This window comes from Comamonas sp. wu1-DMT, assembly GCF_040187805.1.
GTDB lineage: Bacteria > Pseudomonadota > Gammaproteobacteria > Burkholderiales > Burkholderiaceae_C > Comamonas > Comamonas thiooxydans.
In genome coordinates this window covers 116,359-132,587 of the sequence record NZ_JBANEM010000012.1, presented here as the reverse complement: position 1 = coordinate 132,587, position 16,229 = coordinate 116,359, and the positions used below count along the sequence as shown (strand labels likewise).

Below are 16,229 nucleotides of genomic sequence, written 5' to 3'. Positions count from 1 at the left end.
ACGCTTTGAAGCCGAGGGCAAGAACTCAGGCGCCGCGATTGCGCATCCAGTCCGCCGTGTTCATGAAACTGGCCTTGAGACGCGTGCGCAAGGCCTCGGGCACCTCGGTCTCGCCCATGGCCTGATCCATGCAAGCCACCCACTGGTCGCGCTCCTGGATGCCGATGGAAAACGGCATATGGCGCATGCGCAGACGCGGATGGCCGAAACGATCCTGATAATAGTCGGGGCCGCCCAGCCAGCCGCAGAGAAACCAGAACAGCTTCTGGCGCGCGTCGGCCAGCGTGCTGCCATGGGCGGCGCGCAGCTCCTTGTAGCCGGGCTCCAGATCCATGAGGTCATAGAAGCGGGTCACCAGTTGCTGGACTTTCTCTTCCCCGCCTATCCATTCGTAGGGGGTGTCAAACGGGGGCTTTTCTTCAATCTGCATGTGTAGCGGCTTTGCGAGTCAGTCCCGATTGTCGGACATGCTGCATGTCCGTACCCGAGCGCAGGAATGCGAAAACACCGACGGCCGTCAGCACCGTCACGCCCGCCAGCACATCGAGCAAGCTGGAAAAAGCCAGGCCATAGGCCTTGAGCAGCTCGGCGACTGATGCGTCTTGCATCAGCGCCAGCGCTCCCTGCATATTGCCGGTGACCAGCATCTGGGCCACGGCCGAGCCATGCGGCATGGACGGCCAGATGACCGCCAGCTCCCCCGCCAGCAGCGCTGCCAGCGCCGCCCCGACCACGGCCAGGGCAATGCCTTCGCCTGCCACACGCACGGTGCTGAAGATGCCCGTGGCCATGCCGGCACGCTCGCGCGGAACCACCGTCACGGCCAGCCCGTCCATCAGTCCCCAGGGCAGTCCTATGCCCAGACCGATCAGCAGCAGCGGCGCGGCCATCTGCGCCAGCTCCGCGCCGGGTGGGCAGCGACCCAGCCACAGCAAGCCCGCGGCGCAGACCAGCAGCCCCGCGCCGCACAGCAGGGCCGCCGACAGCCAGCGCGAGAGCCAGCCCGCCAGCAGCGGTACGAACAGCATGGGCAGCGACAGCACGAACATGCGCTGCCCGGCCGCGAGCGGCGCCAGGCCCTCCACGCCGATAAAACGCAGAGGCAGCAGCACCAGCAGCACGACAAAGCCATACGCGGGCGCAGCGGCCAGCAGTTGCACGCCGACAAAGCGCGGATAGCGGAACAGCGACAGATCCAGCATGGGATGGGGGCTGCGGCGCTCGATCTGTACAAAGGCCGCTGCCGCCAGCAGGGCGGCCGCCAGCGGCAGCCAAGTGCGGCCATGCGACCAGCCCGTTTCCGGGACTTGCAGCATGCCCCAGGTCAGCAGGGCCAGCGCCAGCGTGAACGACAGCGCGCCCGGTAGGTCCAGCCGCTGTGCCTGCGGATTGCGCGACTCCGGCATATGGCGCAGACCCAGCAGCAGCGCAGCGAATGCCGCGGCGGCTGCGCTGAGCATCACGCTGCGCCAGCCCCAGCTCTGCAGCAACCAACCCGACAGCAATGGCCCGAAGGCCAGCCCAACACCAAAGGAGGTGCCCACGAAACTGAAGGCCCGGGTACGCCTGGCACCATCGTAGGCCTGGGCCAGGCCTGCCGTGCCTGCCGCCAGTGCAGCAGCCGCGCCCAGTCCCTGCAGCGCCCGCAACAGATCGAAGCCGATGATGGCCCTCTTGCCTTGCAGGCAGACCTGCAGCAGCACGCTGCCCGCCACGACGGCCAGCCCCGCCAGAAACACGCGCCGCCGCCCGTAGACATCGGCCAGTGCTCCTGCCGCCATCAGTGTGGCGCCGAAGCTCAGCATGAAGGCATTGGTGACCCAGTTCAGCGCCAGAGGGCCGCCGCCCAGTGCCTCGCGCAGCGCCGGCAGTGCCACGGCCGGCCCGGTAAAGCTCAGCGGCATGGCCAGAGCGGCCAGGCAGACTGATAGCAGCACCCAGACAGGCGATGCGCGGCGGGCGCCAACAGGAAGATCCGCCTGCAGGCGGGATGGAGAAGTGGAGCAAGACATGGAGGGCTGGCTTCGTGAATCAATCAGACATGAACGATAAAAGCGCTCCAATCAAACGAAAATAGCTTTAGCACTCCCAACAATACCAACCAAAGGTTGCCAATTACCATGGACAGCTTCAGCGGACTTGAGTCCTTTGTACGTGCCGCCGATCTTCTGAGCTTTGCCGAGGCCGGCCGCGCACTCGGCATCTCGGCCTCCGCCGTGGGCAAGAACGTGGCGCGCCTGGAGCAGCAGCTCGGCCTGCGCCTGTTCCATCGCACCACACGCCAGGTGCGTCTGACGCAGGAAGGCACTCTGTTCCACGAGCGCTGCCGGCGCATACTCGACGAGCTGCACGATGCACGCGCCGCCATGCAGGCCGCTGCCGAGGCGCCACGCGGCCGGCTGCGCGTGAGCCTGCCCACCATCGGCTACCGTTTTCTGCTGCCCGTGCTGCCCGAATTTCAGGCCCGCTATCCCGAGGTGGAGCTGGATCTGGACTTCAACGACCATCTGGTCGATGTCGTCGAAGCCGGCCTCGATGTGGTCATCCGCAGCGGCGAGCTTGCCGACTCGCGGCTGGTGGCCCGCCGACTCGGGCCGTTTCGCTTCATTCTGGCAGCCTCGCCGGCCTATCTGTCCGAGCGCGGCGTGCCGCTCACACCGGCCGACCTTGCCGGACACAGCAGCCTGCGCTATCGCTTTCTGAACAGCGGCAAGCTCGAGGAGTGGATGCTGCCCGGGCTGCCGGCCATGCCCATCGCCCTGGTCTGCAACAATATGGAAGCCATGCTGGGCGCAGCCGTCTCAGGCCTGGGCCTGGCCTATATGCCCGACTTCCTGGCCCGCGACGCACTGGCGCGTGGCGAGCTCCAGCAGGTGCTGGCCGAGCAGCTCACGCATAGCGGGCAGTTCTCGGCACTCTGGCCCTCCAGCCGCCAGCTCTCGCCCAAGGTCCGGGCTTTTGTGGACTTTGCGAGCGAGCGGCTGTTCAAGGGCTAGCCTTAGAACACTCTTATTCCGCCGCCTGGCGCAGCGTGATCATCACGGGGCGGCTGACCACCTCGCGCAAGGCCCACCAGCCGGCCAGCCAGGCCAGCAATGCGCCCGCCAGCGCGCCCACCAGGGGCACCCACCAGAGCACATTCCACTCGAAATCGAACACCCAGCGCGCCAGCGCCCAGCCCACGGCAAGGGCCACGCAGCTGGCCAGAAAGCCGGCCATCAGGCCCACTCCGGCCAGCTCGGCGCTCTGCACCTGCTGCAGCAGGCCCGACCTGGCTCCCACGGCGCGCATGATGGCGTATTCGCGCGCTCTTTCCTCACGCGTGCCGGTGACGGAAGCAAACAGCACGACCAGCCCCGCCACCAGCGTGAAGCCGAACAGGAACTCCACGGCGCGTATGACCTGGTCCATCACCTGCTGCACCTGGGCCAGCGTGCTGCTCAGGTCGACATTGGTGATGTTGGGAAATTCGTTGACCAGCGCATTGTCAAAGCCCTTGATATCGGGCGCGCGATAGGCCGCCAGATAGGTCACGGCCACGTTATCCAGGTGCTGCACGGGGTAGATCACAAAGAAGTTGGCGCGCATGGAACTCCAGTCCACCTTGCGCAGACTGGTGATGCGGGCTTCGCTTTCCTCGCCGCCGATATCGAAGCGCAGTGTATCGCCCAGCTTCAAGCCCAGGGTCTTGGCAATGCCTTCCTCCATGCTGATCGCGCCCTGCTCGCCCGCCTGCCAGCGGCCGCCCACGATCTGGTTGTGATCCGGCATGGTTTCGGCAGTGGAGATATTGAACTCACGGTCCACCAGTCGCTTGGCGCGATCCTCCTCATAATCATCGGGGCTGACGGCCTTGTCGTTAACGGCGATCAGCCGGCCGCGAATCATGGGATACCAGTCATAGCTGTGCACGCCAGCCTTTTTCAGCGCGGCCTGAAAGTCCTGTGCCTGATCGGGCTGGACATTGATCACAAAGCGGTCGGGCGCATTGGCAGGGGTGGCCTTGCGCCAGCTGGCAATCAGATCGGTGCGCAGCAGTACCAGCAGCACCAGGGCCAGCAGCCCCACGGCCAGCGAGCTGACCTGCACCACGGCGTACACGGGCTTGGCCGAGACCTGGCGCGTGGCCATTACCAGCCATCGCGGCGCCGTGGCCTCATTGACCACCTGGCGCAGCAGCTTGACGGCCAGCCAGGCCAGGCCCGCGAACAACAACACGGCGACGGCGAAGCCGCCCACGGCAATCAGGCCCAGCTTGATGTCGCGGCTAGCCACCATCAGCAAGGCCGCAAACCCCGTCACGCCCACGCCCAGCACCAGCCATGAGGCGGGTTTGAGCGCCCCCAGATCGCGCCGCATCACGCGCAGCGGTGGCACCTGGGCCAGCTGCAGCACGGGCGGCAGGCCAAACGCCAGCAACAGGGTCAGCCCCATGCCCATGCCGAACAATGCGGGCCACAGGCTCGCGCCAGGCAGGGCGGACTCGACCAGTCCGGCCAGAAGCCAGATGAACACATGGTGCACGGCCCAGCCCAGCAGCACGCCGGCCGCGCTGGCGGCCAGGGCAATGCTCACGAATTCCACGACATAGGCCAGCGCAATACGGCGCTGACTCTGGCCGAGCACGCGCAGCATGGCCGACGCATCGAGATGGCTGTTGGCAAAAGCACGCGCCGCCAGTGCCACGGCCACGGCCGACAGCAACGCCGATAGCAGCGCCACCAGACTCAGAAACTTCTCGGCCCTGTCCAGGGTCTGGCGCATTTCGGGGCGGCCGCTTTCCAGCGATTCCACACGCACGCCATGCAGGCTCTTGGCCAGCTCCTGCGCCCAGCCCAGATAGTCTTGCGCAGCCCGTTCTGCGCCGCGCCCGGCGTCTGCCTGCGCAGCCACGGCCAGTCGATAGGTGATGCGGCTGGCCGGCTGCACCAGGCGCGTGGCGGGCAGGTCGGCGCTATTGATCATCACGCGCGGGGCAAAGCTCATGAAACCCGCGCCACGATCGGGCTCGATGGCAATGATGTGCGAGATATGAAAGCTCGCATCGCCCAGCAGCAATCTGTCGCCGAGCTTCAGGCCCAGCGCCTCCAGCAGCGGCGCATCGACCCATGCATGGCCGTTTTCAGGAATCGCCCGCACTTCCAGATCCGGCTGGCCCGTCCCCTGGTTCAGATGCAGCACGCCGCGCAACGGGTAGCCGGGCTCCACGCTTTTGAGCGCCACCAGACGGCTGGCACCACCCTGCTCCTGAGCGGCCCGCGCCATGGTCGGAAAGCTGGCCGTGGCCACGGTCTGCAGCCCCTGCTGCCTGGCCTGCTGCACAAAAACCGCGGGAGCGGGGTTGTCGCTGACCACCACCACATCGCCGCCCAGCAACTGGCGGGCGTCACGCTGCAGGCCGGCCTGCAGGCGGTCGGCAAAAAAAACCCACCGAGCTCAGTGCCGCCACGGCCAGCAGCACGGCCACGATGATCAGGCGCAGCTCGCCAGCGCGCAGATCGCGCCAGAGATTGCGCAGCCCCAGAATCCAGACAGATGATGCTTGCATGGTCTGCACGATAGCGCAGCGGCCTGCCGCCATGCCAGAACTGCATGGCAATGCCCTGCTGGAGCGGGACGATAATCGATGCCTTCAGACGGAGGCCAGAACGTGGAAGTGATCTTGGTGGTGGCCCTGGGGGCCGCGGTGGCAGGCTTTGTGCAAGGGCTGTCGGGCTTTGCCTTCGGCATGGTGGCCATGTCGTTCTGGGCCTGGGTGCTGGAGCCGCAGCTGGCCGCCGTGCTCTCGGTGTTCGGCTCGCTGACGGGGCAGATCATTGCGGCCTTCACCGTGCGGCGCGAATTTCACTGGAAGTCGCTGCTGCCGTTTATCGCCGGCGGTCTGGCCGGCATTCCCATAGGCGTGGCCGTGATGCCGCATCTCAATATGGACTGGTTCAAGTTCGGCCTGGGCTGCCTGCTGGTGCTGTGGTGCCCCACCATGCTGCTCAGCGCCCACCTGCCCCGGCTGACGCTGGGAGGCGGCCTGCTGGCACGCTGCAGCGATGCGATTGCGGGGCTCATCGGCGGCGCCATGGGCGGGCTGGGCGGCTTCAGCGGCACCGTGCCCACGCTGTGGTGCACGCTGCGCGGCTTTGAGCGCCATGTGCAACGCACGGTGATCCAGAACTTCAACCTCTCGGTGCTGGCCGTCACCATGGCCAGCTATCTGGCCACCGGCCTGGTCAAGCCCGCCATGTGGCCCTCGTTCGCCATCGTGCTGCCGGCCGTGCTGGTGCCCGTGATCTTCGGCACCCGCGTCTACAAAGGCGTCAGCGATGCCCGCTTTCGCCAGATCGTGCTGAGCCTGCTGACCTGCTCGGGCATCGCCATGCTGGTGGCGTCCGTGCCGCGGCTGTTCCTGGCACCGTAACGTAAAACTGCCTACGGCAAGGCTGATCGCAAGCCACTACCATCTGCGGCATGAATGCCGCGCCTACTGCCCCCACACCTGAACTGACCGCCTTTGCCCACGCCATCCCCAAGATGGAGTTGCACTGCCATCTGCTGGGCACGGTCAGAAAAAACACCTTCATCGAACTGGTGCAGCGCGCCAAGGCGCCGCTGACTGCCGAAGAGATCGAGGCTTTCTACACGCGCGGCGAAAAGCCCGTGGGCGTGCTGCGCGTGCTGCGCGCACTCGACGAGTGGCTGCTGCAGACGCCGGCCGATCTGGAGCGCATTACCTATGAATATCTGCAGGATGCCGCAGCCCACCATGTGCGCTATGCCGAATTCTTCTGGAACCCCACGGGCACGGTGCAATGCTCGGGCATGAGCTATGCCGCCGCCCAGCAAGCCATCCTGGCCGGCGCCGCAGCCGCGCAAAAGGATTGCGGCATACGTGGCCGCCTGGTGCCGTCCATCGACCGCGAAGCCCCGGCCAAGGCCGCCGTGCAGATGGTGCAATGGATGCTGGACAACCGCCATGAAGATGTGCCCGGCATCGGCATCGACTACCGCGAAAACGAGCGCCCGCCCGAGCTGTTTGTCGAAGCCTATGCGCTGGCGCGTCGCAACGGCCTCAAGACCACGGCCCATGCCAGCGAGTTCGGCCTGCCCTGGAACAATCTGCAAACGGCCATAGAGACTCTCAAGGTGGACCGCGTCGACCACGGCTACACCGTCATCGACAACCCCGAGCTGGCCCGGCGCTGCGCCGATCTGGGCATTGTGTTCACCGTGGTGCCGACCAATTCCTACTACCTGCGCACGCTGGCACCCGAGCGCTGGGCGCTGGACCACCCGATACGCCAGATGCCCGGCCTGGGCCTTCGCGTGCATCCCAACACCGACGACCCCACGCTGCACCATGTGGACCCCACAGGGGCCTGGACCAAGATGGTCAGCGACTTTGGTTTTTCGATTGCCGACCTCAGGGACTTCATGCTCAACGGCATCGATGCGGCCTGGATAGACGAGAGCGAAAAGCGCAGCCTGCGCCAGCAGTGGAGCGCAGAGTTCGATGCATTGAGCAGCACACACCACTTCTAATCAAATATCGCTGCAGCGCTTTCCCATAAAGTGCCTTCAGCTATCAAAATCAATTCAAGCAGGCAGAACACCCGCCTCTTCTCTTAACGACCATCTGCCCTATGCCGTCAGACAAGCCCTCCAGCCTTGAAGAGATTCAGGCGTCCATTGCCAAACTCAGAGTCACCGAACAGCAGCTCGAAGCCACCGCGCAGAAGTACGAAAGCAAGATGCAAAGCTCGAGGAAATGGAACTATCTTGCTGTCGCCATGGCCGTGGTGGTCTGCGCCGTCGCCTGGATCAACCAGGCTTCGCCCTGGCTGCGCTGGGGTGTCCTGCCCGTGGTGCTTTTCATGGTGCTGTTCTTCGAAGGCATGCGTCGCCTGCTGGGCGTGACCATGCAAAGCAGCATGCGCCAGCTCAAGACCCAGATCCGCACACTGGAAACCAGGATGGCCGAAGTACAAGCCACAGTGAAAGATCAGCCATGACTGCCGCCAAACCCGTTCGCGTTCTCATGGTCTGCACCGGAAGCGGACACGCAAAAACGAGTTAATAACAGGCATTTAATCAATCAAATCAACATCTTGCAACATCAATCGCACAGGAGTTGGAGCCTGTTGATAGCGTGTTTTTCACACAAATAAAATCAATCACTTAACCATCAGTTAGGTGACACGTTGCGGGTCTTTCCGGTCTCCCGCAAAATTTCAGCCACACCAAACAAGAAAAACGCCCCGATACCGTGATTGGTATCGGGGCGTTTTGTCTTTATTGGATCTGCTCGAGCAGCCTGCGGTCTGCGGCAATCTGCCCGCTCAGCAGCCCTACTTGGGCGTCTCGCTTTTCGACCAGGCCGCTAAGCTCGCCAACCACGCCCGCGCCTTCTGCAGCAAGGGTTGCGAGTCGCTGGTGCTGATCTGCGAGATCTCTGCAGGCAGCGGCGTCATTGGCAAGCTGTGCGTTGCGGGTTGCCGCACTGCTGATGTCGTGCTGCAGGCCTGCAATGCGGGCAGCATCAGCAGTGCGCCCAGCCTCCAGGCGGGCCATTTCTTGCGTGTAGTCATGGGTGTTTTCCTGTTGGGCAGTGCCGTGACTGATCACGGCTTCGGCTTTCTTTTCTGTAGCAGCTTGCGCTTTCTGAGCATGAGCAGCCGCAGCTTTTGAGTGTGAAGTCTCAAACTTGGCCAACCGCTGGGTCTGCAGGGCTAGCAGCAGGGCAAGGGCCAAGGCCAGCCAGGGCCAGAAGCGGGACGCGCCGGTCATGGCTGGGCCTCCATGCAAGCGCTGTAGCGCCCCTGCTGGCGCGTCCAGACGCCGCGGCATACCTTGTTGCCCGGGGTACTGCAGTCAAAGCGCCAGCGAGCTGGATTGCCCGTTTTGTCCCATTGATAGGCCGTCCAGCCCGGGCCCTCTTGTCGAGAGCTCGTCATGAACTTGTAGCCCAGGTATGCCCGGCAGGCGCCGGCATAGTCGCCCGCCTTGGTCTTGGCCAGCATGCTGGAGCCGCGCCAAGCGCTGCAGCCGTACTGGCCCGCGAAGTCTGCGGCCTTGTCGAACTCAGTTTGATTCACCAGCGTCTGGCCAAGGCTGTCCCGCACGCATTGCGCATAAGTGCGATCGAGCTCACCCAGCGCCAGCTCAACCGCCCGCTGGCGCGTGATCGGCGGATCCTCTAGCGTGACGCGTCGGCCATCTTCATAGTGCGTAGAGCCGTGGCCTATAGTGGGCACATCACCCTGAGTGGGGACATACGGATGCAGCAGGACCTCTCCGGACTTGCTGACGCTCTTGGGGCCATCGCCCTCAGAAGCGATCCATGCTGCACCCGCAGCCGCAGAAAGAGAAAGGGCCGCTGCTGCGACCCTTGTTTTATTGATCATCATGCTGCTGCCCCTCCTGGCTCTTGACGCGCGCCGGATCCCGCCACCACTTGTCGCGGACCAGAAAATAGAGCTGGGCCAGCGTGTAGACCAAAATTGCGATGGTCAGCCAGCGCTCCAGCGTGACCTCAGCCACGGCTCCAGCCATTGTCAGCAGCGTGATCTTGAACGCCGCCACCTTGGTTTCGTTGTCGTTCATAGCCCTCCCAGGCACGAAAAAGCCACCCGAAGGTGGCCATAAGAAATCCCGTCGAAGCGGGCTGATTGACTATCCAGTGACTAGAGGGTGGACGCCCATGGCATGCGCTGCGACCGCTGCACCCAAGCTCGATCCAAGGTCGTCGTATCCCGGTGCCGTGTAGTGGTAGCGATCCATCATCCAGCCTCTATCTGCAAACCACTTGGCTCCGGCATGTGCCATGAAGACATTTGCAGACGTTGCGGCGATTTCAGACTGAGCCGTGCGGATCACCGCGTAATCAGCAGGCGCTGTGGGATCGTTGTCGATACCCGTCTGGGACATGATGATTGGGATGGACTCCGAACCCATCAATGCGCGAACGCGTGCGGCAAGATCCGCAAAGGCTGATCTGTACGTGGCCACGTCTGTCCCCACATCGCCATTGCTCTCTCCCTGCACAAAAACGCAGCACGAACCCACGATGTTGAGCTTCTGGGTTTTGCTGTTTGCAACCGCCGCGTTGAACATAGCAACCGCCGCTGCCCACGAACTACCAGAGGCAGACCAATGGGTATCTATGCGCGTACCACCGACGCCCGCATTTACAAAGATCACACCGACGCGGCCCTGCGTCATGTCAAGCACAGCCCTCGCCATTGCAGACCCAAGCGATGTTCTGCCAGTCAACGCCGTTGAATCTGTGCCCGTAGGCTCGGTTAATGTGACAAGCGCGGAACTCGCAGGTGACCACTTGTATGAACGGTTGGCACCAACAGTGAACTTGCTTGCCGCTGTAGCTCGTCCGGCAAGATTCGACTGCCCAACACCGAACACCAGAATAAATCCGCCTGTGTCCTGCGTCTGCGACCCATTCAAAGCTGCTAGGGCAACAGCTCGCTGAATTGATGCAGCAGAGTCGTCAGCAACACTTCTCAATTCCACAGAGATTTGAATACGTTTGTCAGGATTCGGGCCGGGCAAGTTGCCGCTTGCACCCACTACGGAATGCCAGGGTGTCGATCGCACAACCTCGGTGCTGACATCCATGTAGCCGTCCACATAAACGCCTATCAGTTCTCCAGGTTCTGCAATCATTTCTGGAATCTGGCTCCCAGACAGATCAACCAGGCCAGGAGTAACAGGTATGTCTTGAACAAGGCGACGAACGTATGTTGTCTGCCCGTGGATAGTGCTATTGCCATACCCATCACCGCCTGACAACGTATAAACGGCCAGTGTGATGTGGTTGGTTCTCACGTTGGCGCGAACACGATTAATACGGCTTCGGCGTTTTACAGGCTCCGCGAATGCGGCGGTTCCATTGACCTCTGTACTGTTGGAAGGTGCCCAGTCAAAATTTTTACGCCCGATGTACTGCGGAACATCACCAAGAGAATCGACCTGAATCCTTGAGTCGTTTGCTCTCGCCTCTGCATTACCAGAGCCCAACAATCCCGAATCGACAGTATCAATTCTCAGTGCAACACGACGAGAAACCACCAGTGTGCCAAGCGTGCCAGATTCCCCGCCGATATTAAAGTACGGCGTCGGAGACGCAGTATTGTTTACATACCTGGCACCACTAGTGACAGCTATTCCAAGAACGTGTCCGGCAGGAATGACGATTTTTGGGAGATCATCAGCATTGAGAATATTGCGACCGACACGACTGGGTAAGGCCCATCTGCGAACGCGAGTGAACGCCGCGTCGTTAACAACCCCATCGGGCACAGCATAGATGGCAACAACCATTCCCGCATTGGTTCCAGTAACCCACTCCAGTCGGGTAAGCACTCTCTCTTTGTCAATGTCTTGCGGGAGAACCATTACGCCAACTTGATGCGTAGTACCATCCTCAGATGGATTAAGGTCTCCGATAGCGTGCGTGCCTGTTGTCACGCTGGATTCACGTACTATTGAAGAGGAAACACCGGCAGAGGAAGGTAGGACTGCAATCAGTTTCGACGTTCCAGAGCTAATACGTCGATAAAGAAGTATTGCATCAAGGCTTCCAGGCGCAGCAACTTTGAAAGTGTCCCCATCCATCACGGCGCCACGGCCTTCAGCCTCAGTCTCGTAATACCCGTTCTGAATGAGTTGCCCATCCCGCGCAGCCTGCTGAAGCTCCGCGAGGATCTGATTGGCGATATCGACCGTTTCCTGGTTTGTTGCGTCGCTCATTGGCGGGCCCCTTCGTTGATTTGCTTGGCCAGTTGCGCCTGGGTCTTCAGCACGGCAAAAAACGTCGCGTTGTCCATGCGACCTCCTTTGGGACATGAAAAAGCCGCCTCAAGGGCGGCTGGGTTGGTTTGATCCGGCTTATGGCGCCGGTGTGGGCGCTGGCGATGGCGGAGCTGGAGGTGGTAGCGGTGGCGCCACGTAATCCACCGGCAACCCGGTGATCTGACTGATCCAGTCCGTACCGTCGCTCACGCAAACAGCGGGACGGTCTTCCAGGTCCAGCGGGACCAGGATGGCCTTACGCCGGTTGTCGCCGCCCGCTGGAGGCAGGTTGTCGATGGCGTATGCCGGCAGCCCAATCACGCCCGTAAAAACCGGGTTTTCCTTGTTGGCGTAGCCAGAGACTGCATTGCTCACATCGTCCCCGGTGGCAAATGACGTTTCCGTCACCGTAACGGCGCCGGCCAGCCACTGCCCGGACAGCTGCCCGGTGCTGGCCCGCCAGTCCACCTGCACGACGTAGACGCCCTTCTGCAGAACCGTGATGACTTGGTCCGTGGCATTGCCTGGCGCGCTTGGCATGCTGACCCATGCGCTGCTGTCGGCCGTGCGCACCTGAATCAGCAAGGCGCCGCCGTTGGTTACACGCAGGTCAATGCTGGGATCGACATGCACCCCAATGCGGCCCGGCGCCGGGTTGGTGAGCACCAGCCCTGTGGGCGGGTTGACCTTGTAGGTGGGGTCGGGCTGAACACCTGGCGCCGGCGGCTGCGTGTTGCTGACCCCGGGGTAGAAGCGCGGCTCGTCCTGCTCCAGAGAGAGCTCCACGGCAGCGGAGCCATGGTCATAGGAGCGCTTGATCACCCTGAATGTCGCATTGCTCAATGCCAGCAGCGCGTTGTTGACAATCACCCGATCCCCAACCCGCGCACGCAAGCAGGCCAGTGTGCCGCGCCAAACAATCTTCTTGGCCCGGCTCTTTTCCATGCTGATGCTGCCCAGAGTTCTGGCGCGCCAGCCCTGGTCCGTGAACGGCAAACGGATCTGCCCCCAGACCTCCCCGCCGTCATCCTCAACATACTGGGCGTTCTGCAGCGGCTCGAAGTCCACCGCCTGGTTGAACTGGGCCGGGTCAATGAACTGGCCTTTGACCCCGTTCCAGGCCTCGGACCGACTTGGCGCGGGAACCATGTTGATGGAGCCTGCGGCCTGGTCATCCCCCAGCACCAGCACGGGCGACACATAGACGCCGGCGTGGACACCCCAGGTTCCGCCCGGGATGGCATAGCCAGCCATGGCGCCGCACAGATCCTCGAGCACGTTGTCCGGGTCCGTCCCAGACTGCCAGGCACCATTGCAGGTGTAGCGCTTGGCTGTACCTGTGCCGCCAGGGATGGCGACCAGCTCATCGCACGCATTGGCTGCAGCCACCACACCCTCCACCTGCTCGGGGAACACGCCCTTGCCATAGTCCCCAGCGCGCAGAAAGTCATAGATGCACAGAGCTGGGTTATCGCTCCAGGCGGTTGCGCTGCTGCGTGGGTCCAATACCTTCTTGCCACGGATGCACGCCGTGAATTGCGGCAGGCCGCTCTGCAGCTCCTGATTATTCAGATCCAGCGTAATCACGCTGTAGCAGATGCCGCGCAGTCGGTCCGTCGCCGTCCAGGCACCTGGTAGGCCGGCAGAGTCAGCAATGAGTTGGCCATCCGCCCCCTGATCAGCCATCCCCAGGTGATGGCGCACGCGCACATAGCTGGTGGTGGTCTCGCGGCTGTACTGGATGCTCACGGACTGGCCAGCCCACACATCCATGGCGTCGGGATTGAGCTGCACCACCAGGCCGGTCTGGGTGTACTGCGATTCCCACAGCTGCATCGCCTCGTCGCTGCTGCCTTTGGTGATCGACACCAGGCGCTGGGTATCCGCAGGCAGGTTCAACGCGCCAGAGAGGCTGAATGCGCCAGTGGTGCCCACCGTGCTGGTGCTGGTGCTCGCCCACTTCGATGCCGTGGCATTGCCACTCCCATCCAACTGCAGCGACTCGCCCGCGATCAACACATCCTCAATGGCATCGCATTCATGACCAGCCCAGGCAATCACCAGATCCTTGATTTGATCCTTGTCGCCGCGGGTGAACATGGCCACAACGGAGCCGCCCACCGTGGCGCGGCCGTAGATGTGGCGCACTTCAGGCGATGCCTCGGCCACCGTAGTGTTGCGATCGGTCAGGCTGGCGTTGTAGGCGTCGCGTTGCCGGCGCGCCTCGCGCTTGGCCTTCTGGCGCTGGTACATGCCCAAGGCCATGAAGCCGGCCACCTGCAAGCCAATCGCCACGGCGGTTGCGTTCATGATCAGAAACGCCCCGCCAACACCACCCATCCAGACCCCGACAGCGGCCACGGCTGCCGGCATGGCATTGGCCTGGGTGCACAGGCCGGCCAGGGTCAGCGCCGCAGCGATTTGCTTCAGCCTACGCGCCATGCCTGCACTCCGTTTTCCAGCCCAAAAAACAAAAGGCCCGAATCGCTCGGGCCCGCCAGTTGATTGCCGAGGCATAGCGCCAGGGCATCTGTTCCATCTCTTCGGTGCAGCACCAGGTCGCCGCGCTGCGCAAACAGCGGCGCGACCGCCTCCAGCCCCAAGGCGGCCACTGCATCCGGCAGGCCGCCCAGCCGCGCGATGACCCGCACTGCCTCGCCACGACTGGCCCACTGGCCACGCAAATCGGCTACTGGATCTATCCCTGTCATGGCGGCAATGCCGTCTGCAGCAAACATCACGCAGTCGTTGGCACCCCAAACGAACGGCTCTGCCAGGCGCTGGCCCACCAGATCGGACAAGCGCTGCTCCCAGTCGGGCAGTCGCTTCATACCTGCTGGAACTTCTTGGTCAGCCATGTTTGCGGCCCTCCTGCTAACTCCGCCATACGGCTGAGCCCGGTGTCACCGGGGTATCTCTTGCTTTGCTGCTGATTCGTCAGCCGCTGGCTCATGGCATTGCGGCTGTCTTTGCCGGGCTGCTCGCAACGCATAGTCAGCGCGCCCTTGTCCTCGGCGCCGTCCCCCGTGCTCATCTGCACCTGGTCCATCACCCCGACATACAGCAGCTGTGGGTCATCCACCAGCCGGAGCTCGTCATCCATGATTGCCATGTACAGCCGAAACAATCGACCGCGATAGGTCTTCTCGCTGCCAACGGCCAGGGCCAGGATGGAGGGGTCAGGCAAGGCCAGCGTCAGATCGATGGCGGGATACTCGATGTTCTCGGCCTGCTGCACACCGCTGATGCCCATCACCCCGGGAAGATACGCCCACTCATGGCCCAGGGCCTGCAGGCTCCCCTCCCAGGTACTCAGGCGCATGGTGCCCGTGGTGAACTGCATTTCTGCCAGCAGCGCCACAGCCGTTGCCGGCCGCTGCGCCTGCAGCAGCTGGTTAGGAGTAAGCATTCAGATCTTCCTCAAAGGTGAGCGTCTGGCCCTTGACGGTCACCCCCTCCTGCCGAATCTTGGGGCTGACCTTGAGCTTGAACAGGCCGGTGACATTGCGCACCACCACCGGCGCGCCATCGGCAGGACTGCGGCGGATGGGCGGCTCAATCCAGAGCTGAGCCTTGCCGGCCGCATCTGGCGTTGCCGCCTCCAGCAGCATGTGCATGCCGTCTCCGTAGCTGATCCAATGCCCAGCACGCAGAGTCAGGCCCGGCGGCCAGTTGCGTGTGGCCAGGGTAGACCCGGTCTGACCGGCGCCATCGACCTGCACGCCATACTCATCCCAGACACTGACCGAATTCGCAGGCACATAGGCCGGAGGCAGGTCGCCCGCCTGCATGGCCAGGATGGGGCGGCGCATCTTGAGATGAATCAACCCATGGGCCGGAAGCAGTGCATAGGCCTGTGCCAACACATCGCCAGCCTTGCCGCCAAAGGTCAGCCAGCAACGCCAGCGCCCGCCTGCTGCAGTCGACCCACAGGCATTGACTGGGCCGTACTGGCTCACCACTGCGCCAGTTAAGGCGTCGAAGACTGCCCCCAGGGGCTCCGCAACGCCCGCGCCGGCGACCGACAGGGCCACATGCGCCGACACCGTGGCCGAAGCCTCCAGCACCGCCACATAAGGGACCCCAGCCCGCAAAGCAGCTGTCGCGTTCTGAAAATAGTCCGTGGTCTGCCGCACCTCAACCTCTTCGCCAGCAATGGCCACCGGCGCAGGCCCGATGCGGCCCCAACGTGTCCACTGGCTGGACCAAGGGAGCATCTGCACCTCCTTGGCGCCACCGCCCGGCACCACGCTCACACGGCCGGTGCGGCGCATATCGCCGATGCGCAGCAGATTGAGACCACCGCGCAGCTGGCGCAATGCAGCCTCAATCTGAGGCAGCATCGACGCCGGCGCATCCGTCAGGTCCATTGAAAAGGCCCACCGTGGTGGGCCAATCAATTTGTCGTAAGACGCGCCGCTGAATGCGCT

The 16,229-nt window shown here is 63.1% G+C and carries 14 protein-coding genes and 1 pseudogene; 4 read left to right on the top strand and 11 right to left on the bottom strand.

Features of this window, described 5'->3' with window-relative positions:
- Positions 1-25: 25 nt before the first annotated feature.
- Positions 26-430, bottom strand: coding sequence for a group II truncated hemoglobin (locus V8Z78_RS17830; protein WP_003065899.1), 405 nt, complete (start codon positions 428-430; stop codon positions 26-28).
- Positions 420-1,904 carry an MFS transporter gene (locus V8Z78_RS17825; protein ID WP_502878860.1) on the bottom strand — a complete coding sequence of 495 codons (1,485 nt, stop codon included), beginning with the start codon at positions 1,902-1,904 and terminating at the stop codon, positions 420-422. Before V8Z78_RS17825 ends, V8Z78_RS17830 begins: the two co-directional genes overlap by 11 nt.
- A gap of 216 nt (positions 1,905-2,120) precedes the next feature.
- Here V8Z78_RS17825 and V8Z78_RS17820 point away from each other — a divergent pair, with 216 nt between their 5' ends.
- Positions 2,121-2,996, top strand: a complete 876-nt coding sequence (locus tag V8Z78_RS17820; RefSeq protein ID WP_057093303.1) for a LysR family transcriptional regulator — start codon at positions 2,121-2,123, stop codon at positions 2,994-2,996.
- A 13-nt stretch (positions 2,997-3,009) separates the two neighbouring features.
- Here V8Z78_RS17820 and V8Z78_RS17815 read toward each other — a convergent pair.
- Positions 3,010-5,581: pseudogene (locus V8Z78_RS17815) on the bottom strand (ABC transporter permease).
- Positions 5,582-5,626: 45 nt separating this feature from the next.
- Here V8Z78_RS17815 and V8Z78_RS17810 point away from each other — a divergent pair.
- The 3 genes from V8Z78_RS17810 (at position 5,627) to V8Z78_RS17800 (ending at position 8,003) form a co-directional block, all read left to right on the top strand.
- Entirely contained in the window at positions 5,627-6,412 is a 786-nt protein-coding gene (locus V8Z78_RS17810) for a sulfite exporter TauE/SafE family protein (RefSeq protein ID WP_349731847.1), read from the top strand.
- 50 nt (positions 6,413-6,462) lie between these two features.
- Positions 6,463-7,533 carry an adenosine deaminase family protein gene (locus V8Z78_RS17805; protein WP_349731846.1) on the top strand — a complete coding sequence of 357 codons (1,071 nt, stop codon included), beginning with the start codon at positions 6,463-6,465 and terminating at the stop codon, positions 7,531-7,533.
- Between the two features lie 101 nt (positions 7,534-7,634).
- Entirely contained in the window at positions 7,635-8,003 is a 369-nt protein-coding gene (locus V8Z78_RS17800) for a hypothetical protein (RefSeq protein ID WP_012839614.1), read from the top strand.
- A 280-nt stretch (positions 8,004-8,283) separates the two neighbouring features.
- Here the strand turns inward: V8Z78_RS17800 and V8Z78_RS17795 are convergent, their stop codons facing one another.
- The 8 genes from V8Z78_RS17795 to V8Z78_RS17760 form a co-directional block, all read right to left on the bottom strand.
- A complete protein-coding gene (locus V8Z78_RS17795; protein ID WP_349731845.1) occupies positions 8,284-8,778 on the bottom strand; it encodes a hypothetical protein in 495 nt (164 codons plus the stop codon).
- Positions 8,775-9,395, bottom strand: a complete 621-nt coding sequence (locus V8Z78_RS17790; protein ID WP_502878859.1) for a glycoside hydrolase family protein — start codon at positions 9,393-9,395, stop codon at positions 8,775-8,777. Before V8Z78_RS17790 ends, V8Z78_RS17795 begins: the two co-directional genes overlap by 4 nt.
- Positions 9,385-9,594, bottom strand: coding sequence for a hypothetical protein (locus tag V8Z78_RS17785; protein WP_349731843.1), 210 nt, complete (start codon positions 9,592-9,594; stop codon positions 9,385-9,387). The genes V8Z78_RS17790 and V8Z78_RS17785 overlap by 11 nt, the downstream gene beginning before the upstream one ends.
- Before the next feature lie 69 nt (positions 9,595-9,663).
- On the bottom strand, positions 9,664-11,757 hold the full coding sequence (locus V8Z78_RS17780) for a sialate O-acetylesterase (RefSeq protein WP_349731842.1): 2,094 nt from the start codon (positions 11,755-11,757) through the stop codon (positions 9,664-9,666).
- A 138-nt stretch (positions 11,758-11,895) separates the two neighbouring features.
- Complete coding sequence (locus V8Z78_RS17775) at positions 11,896-14,241, bottom strand: phage tail protein (RefSeq protein ID WP_349731841.1); 2,346 nt, start codon at positions 14,239-14,241, stop codon at positions 11,896-11,898.
- Positions 14,226-14,630, bottom strand: a complete 405-nt coding sequence (locus V8Z78_RS17770) for a DUF6950 family protein (protein WP_349731840.1) — start codon at positions 14,628-14,630, stop codon at positions 14,226-14,228. Before V8Z78_RS17770 ends, V8Z78_RS17775 begins: the two co-directional genes overlap by 16 nt.
- A complete protein-coding gene (locus tag V8Z78_RS17765; protein WP_349731839.1) occupies positions 14,627-15,208 on the bottom strand; it encodes a hypothetical protein in 582 nt (193 codons plus the stop codon). The genes V8Z78_RS17770 and V8Z78_RS17765 overlap by 4 nt, the downstream gene beginning before the upstream one ends.
- Entirely contained in the window at positions 15,195-16,142 is a 948-nt protein-coding gene (locus V8Z78_RS17760) for a hypothetical protein (RefSeq protein WP_349731838.1), read from the bottom strand. The genes V8Z78_RS17765 and V8Z78_RS17760 overlap by 14 nt, the downstream gene beginning before the upstream one ends.
- Positions 16,143-16,229: the final 87 nt, after the last annotated feature.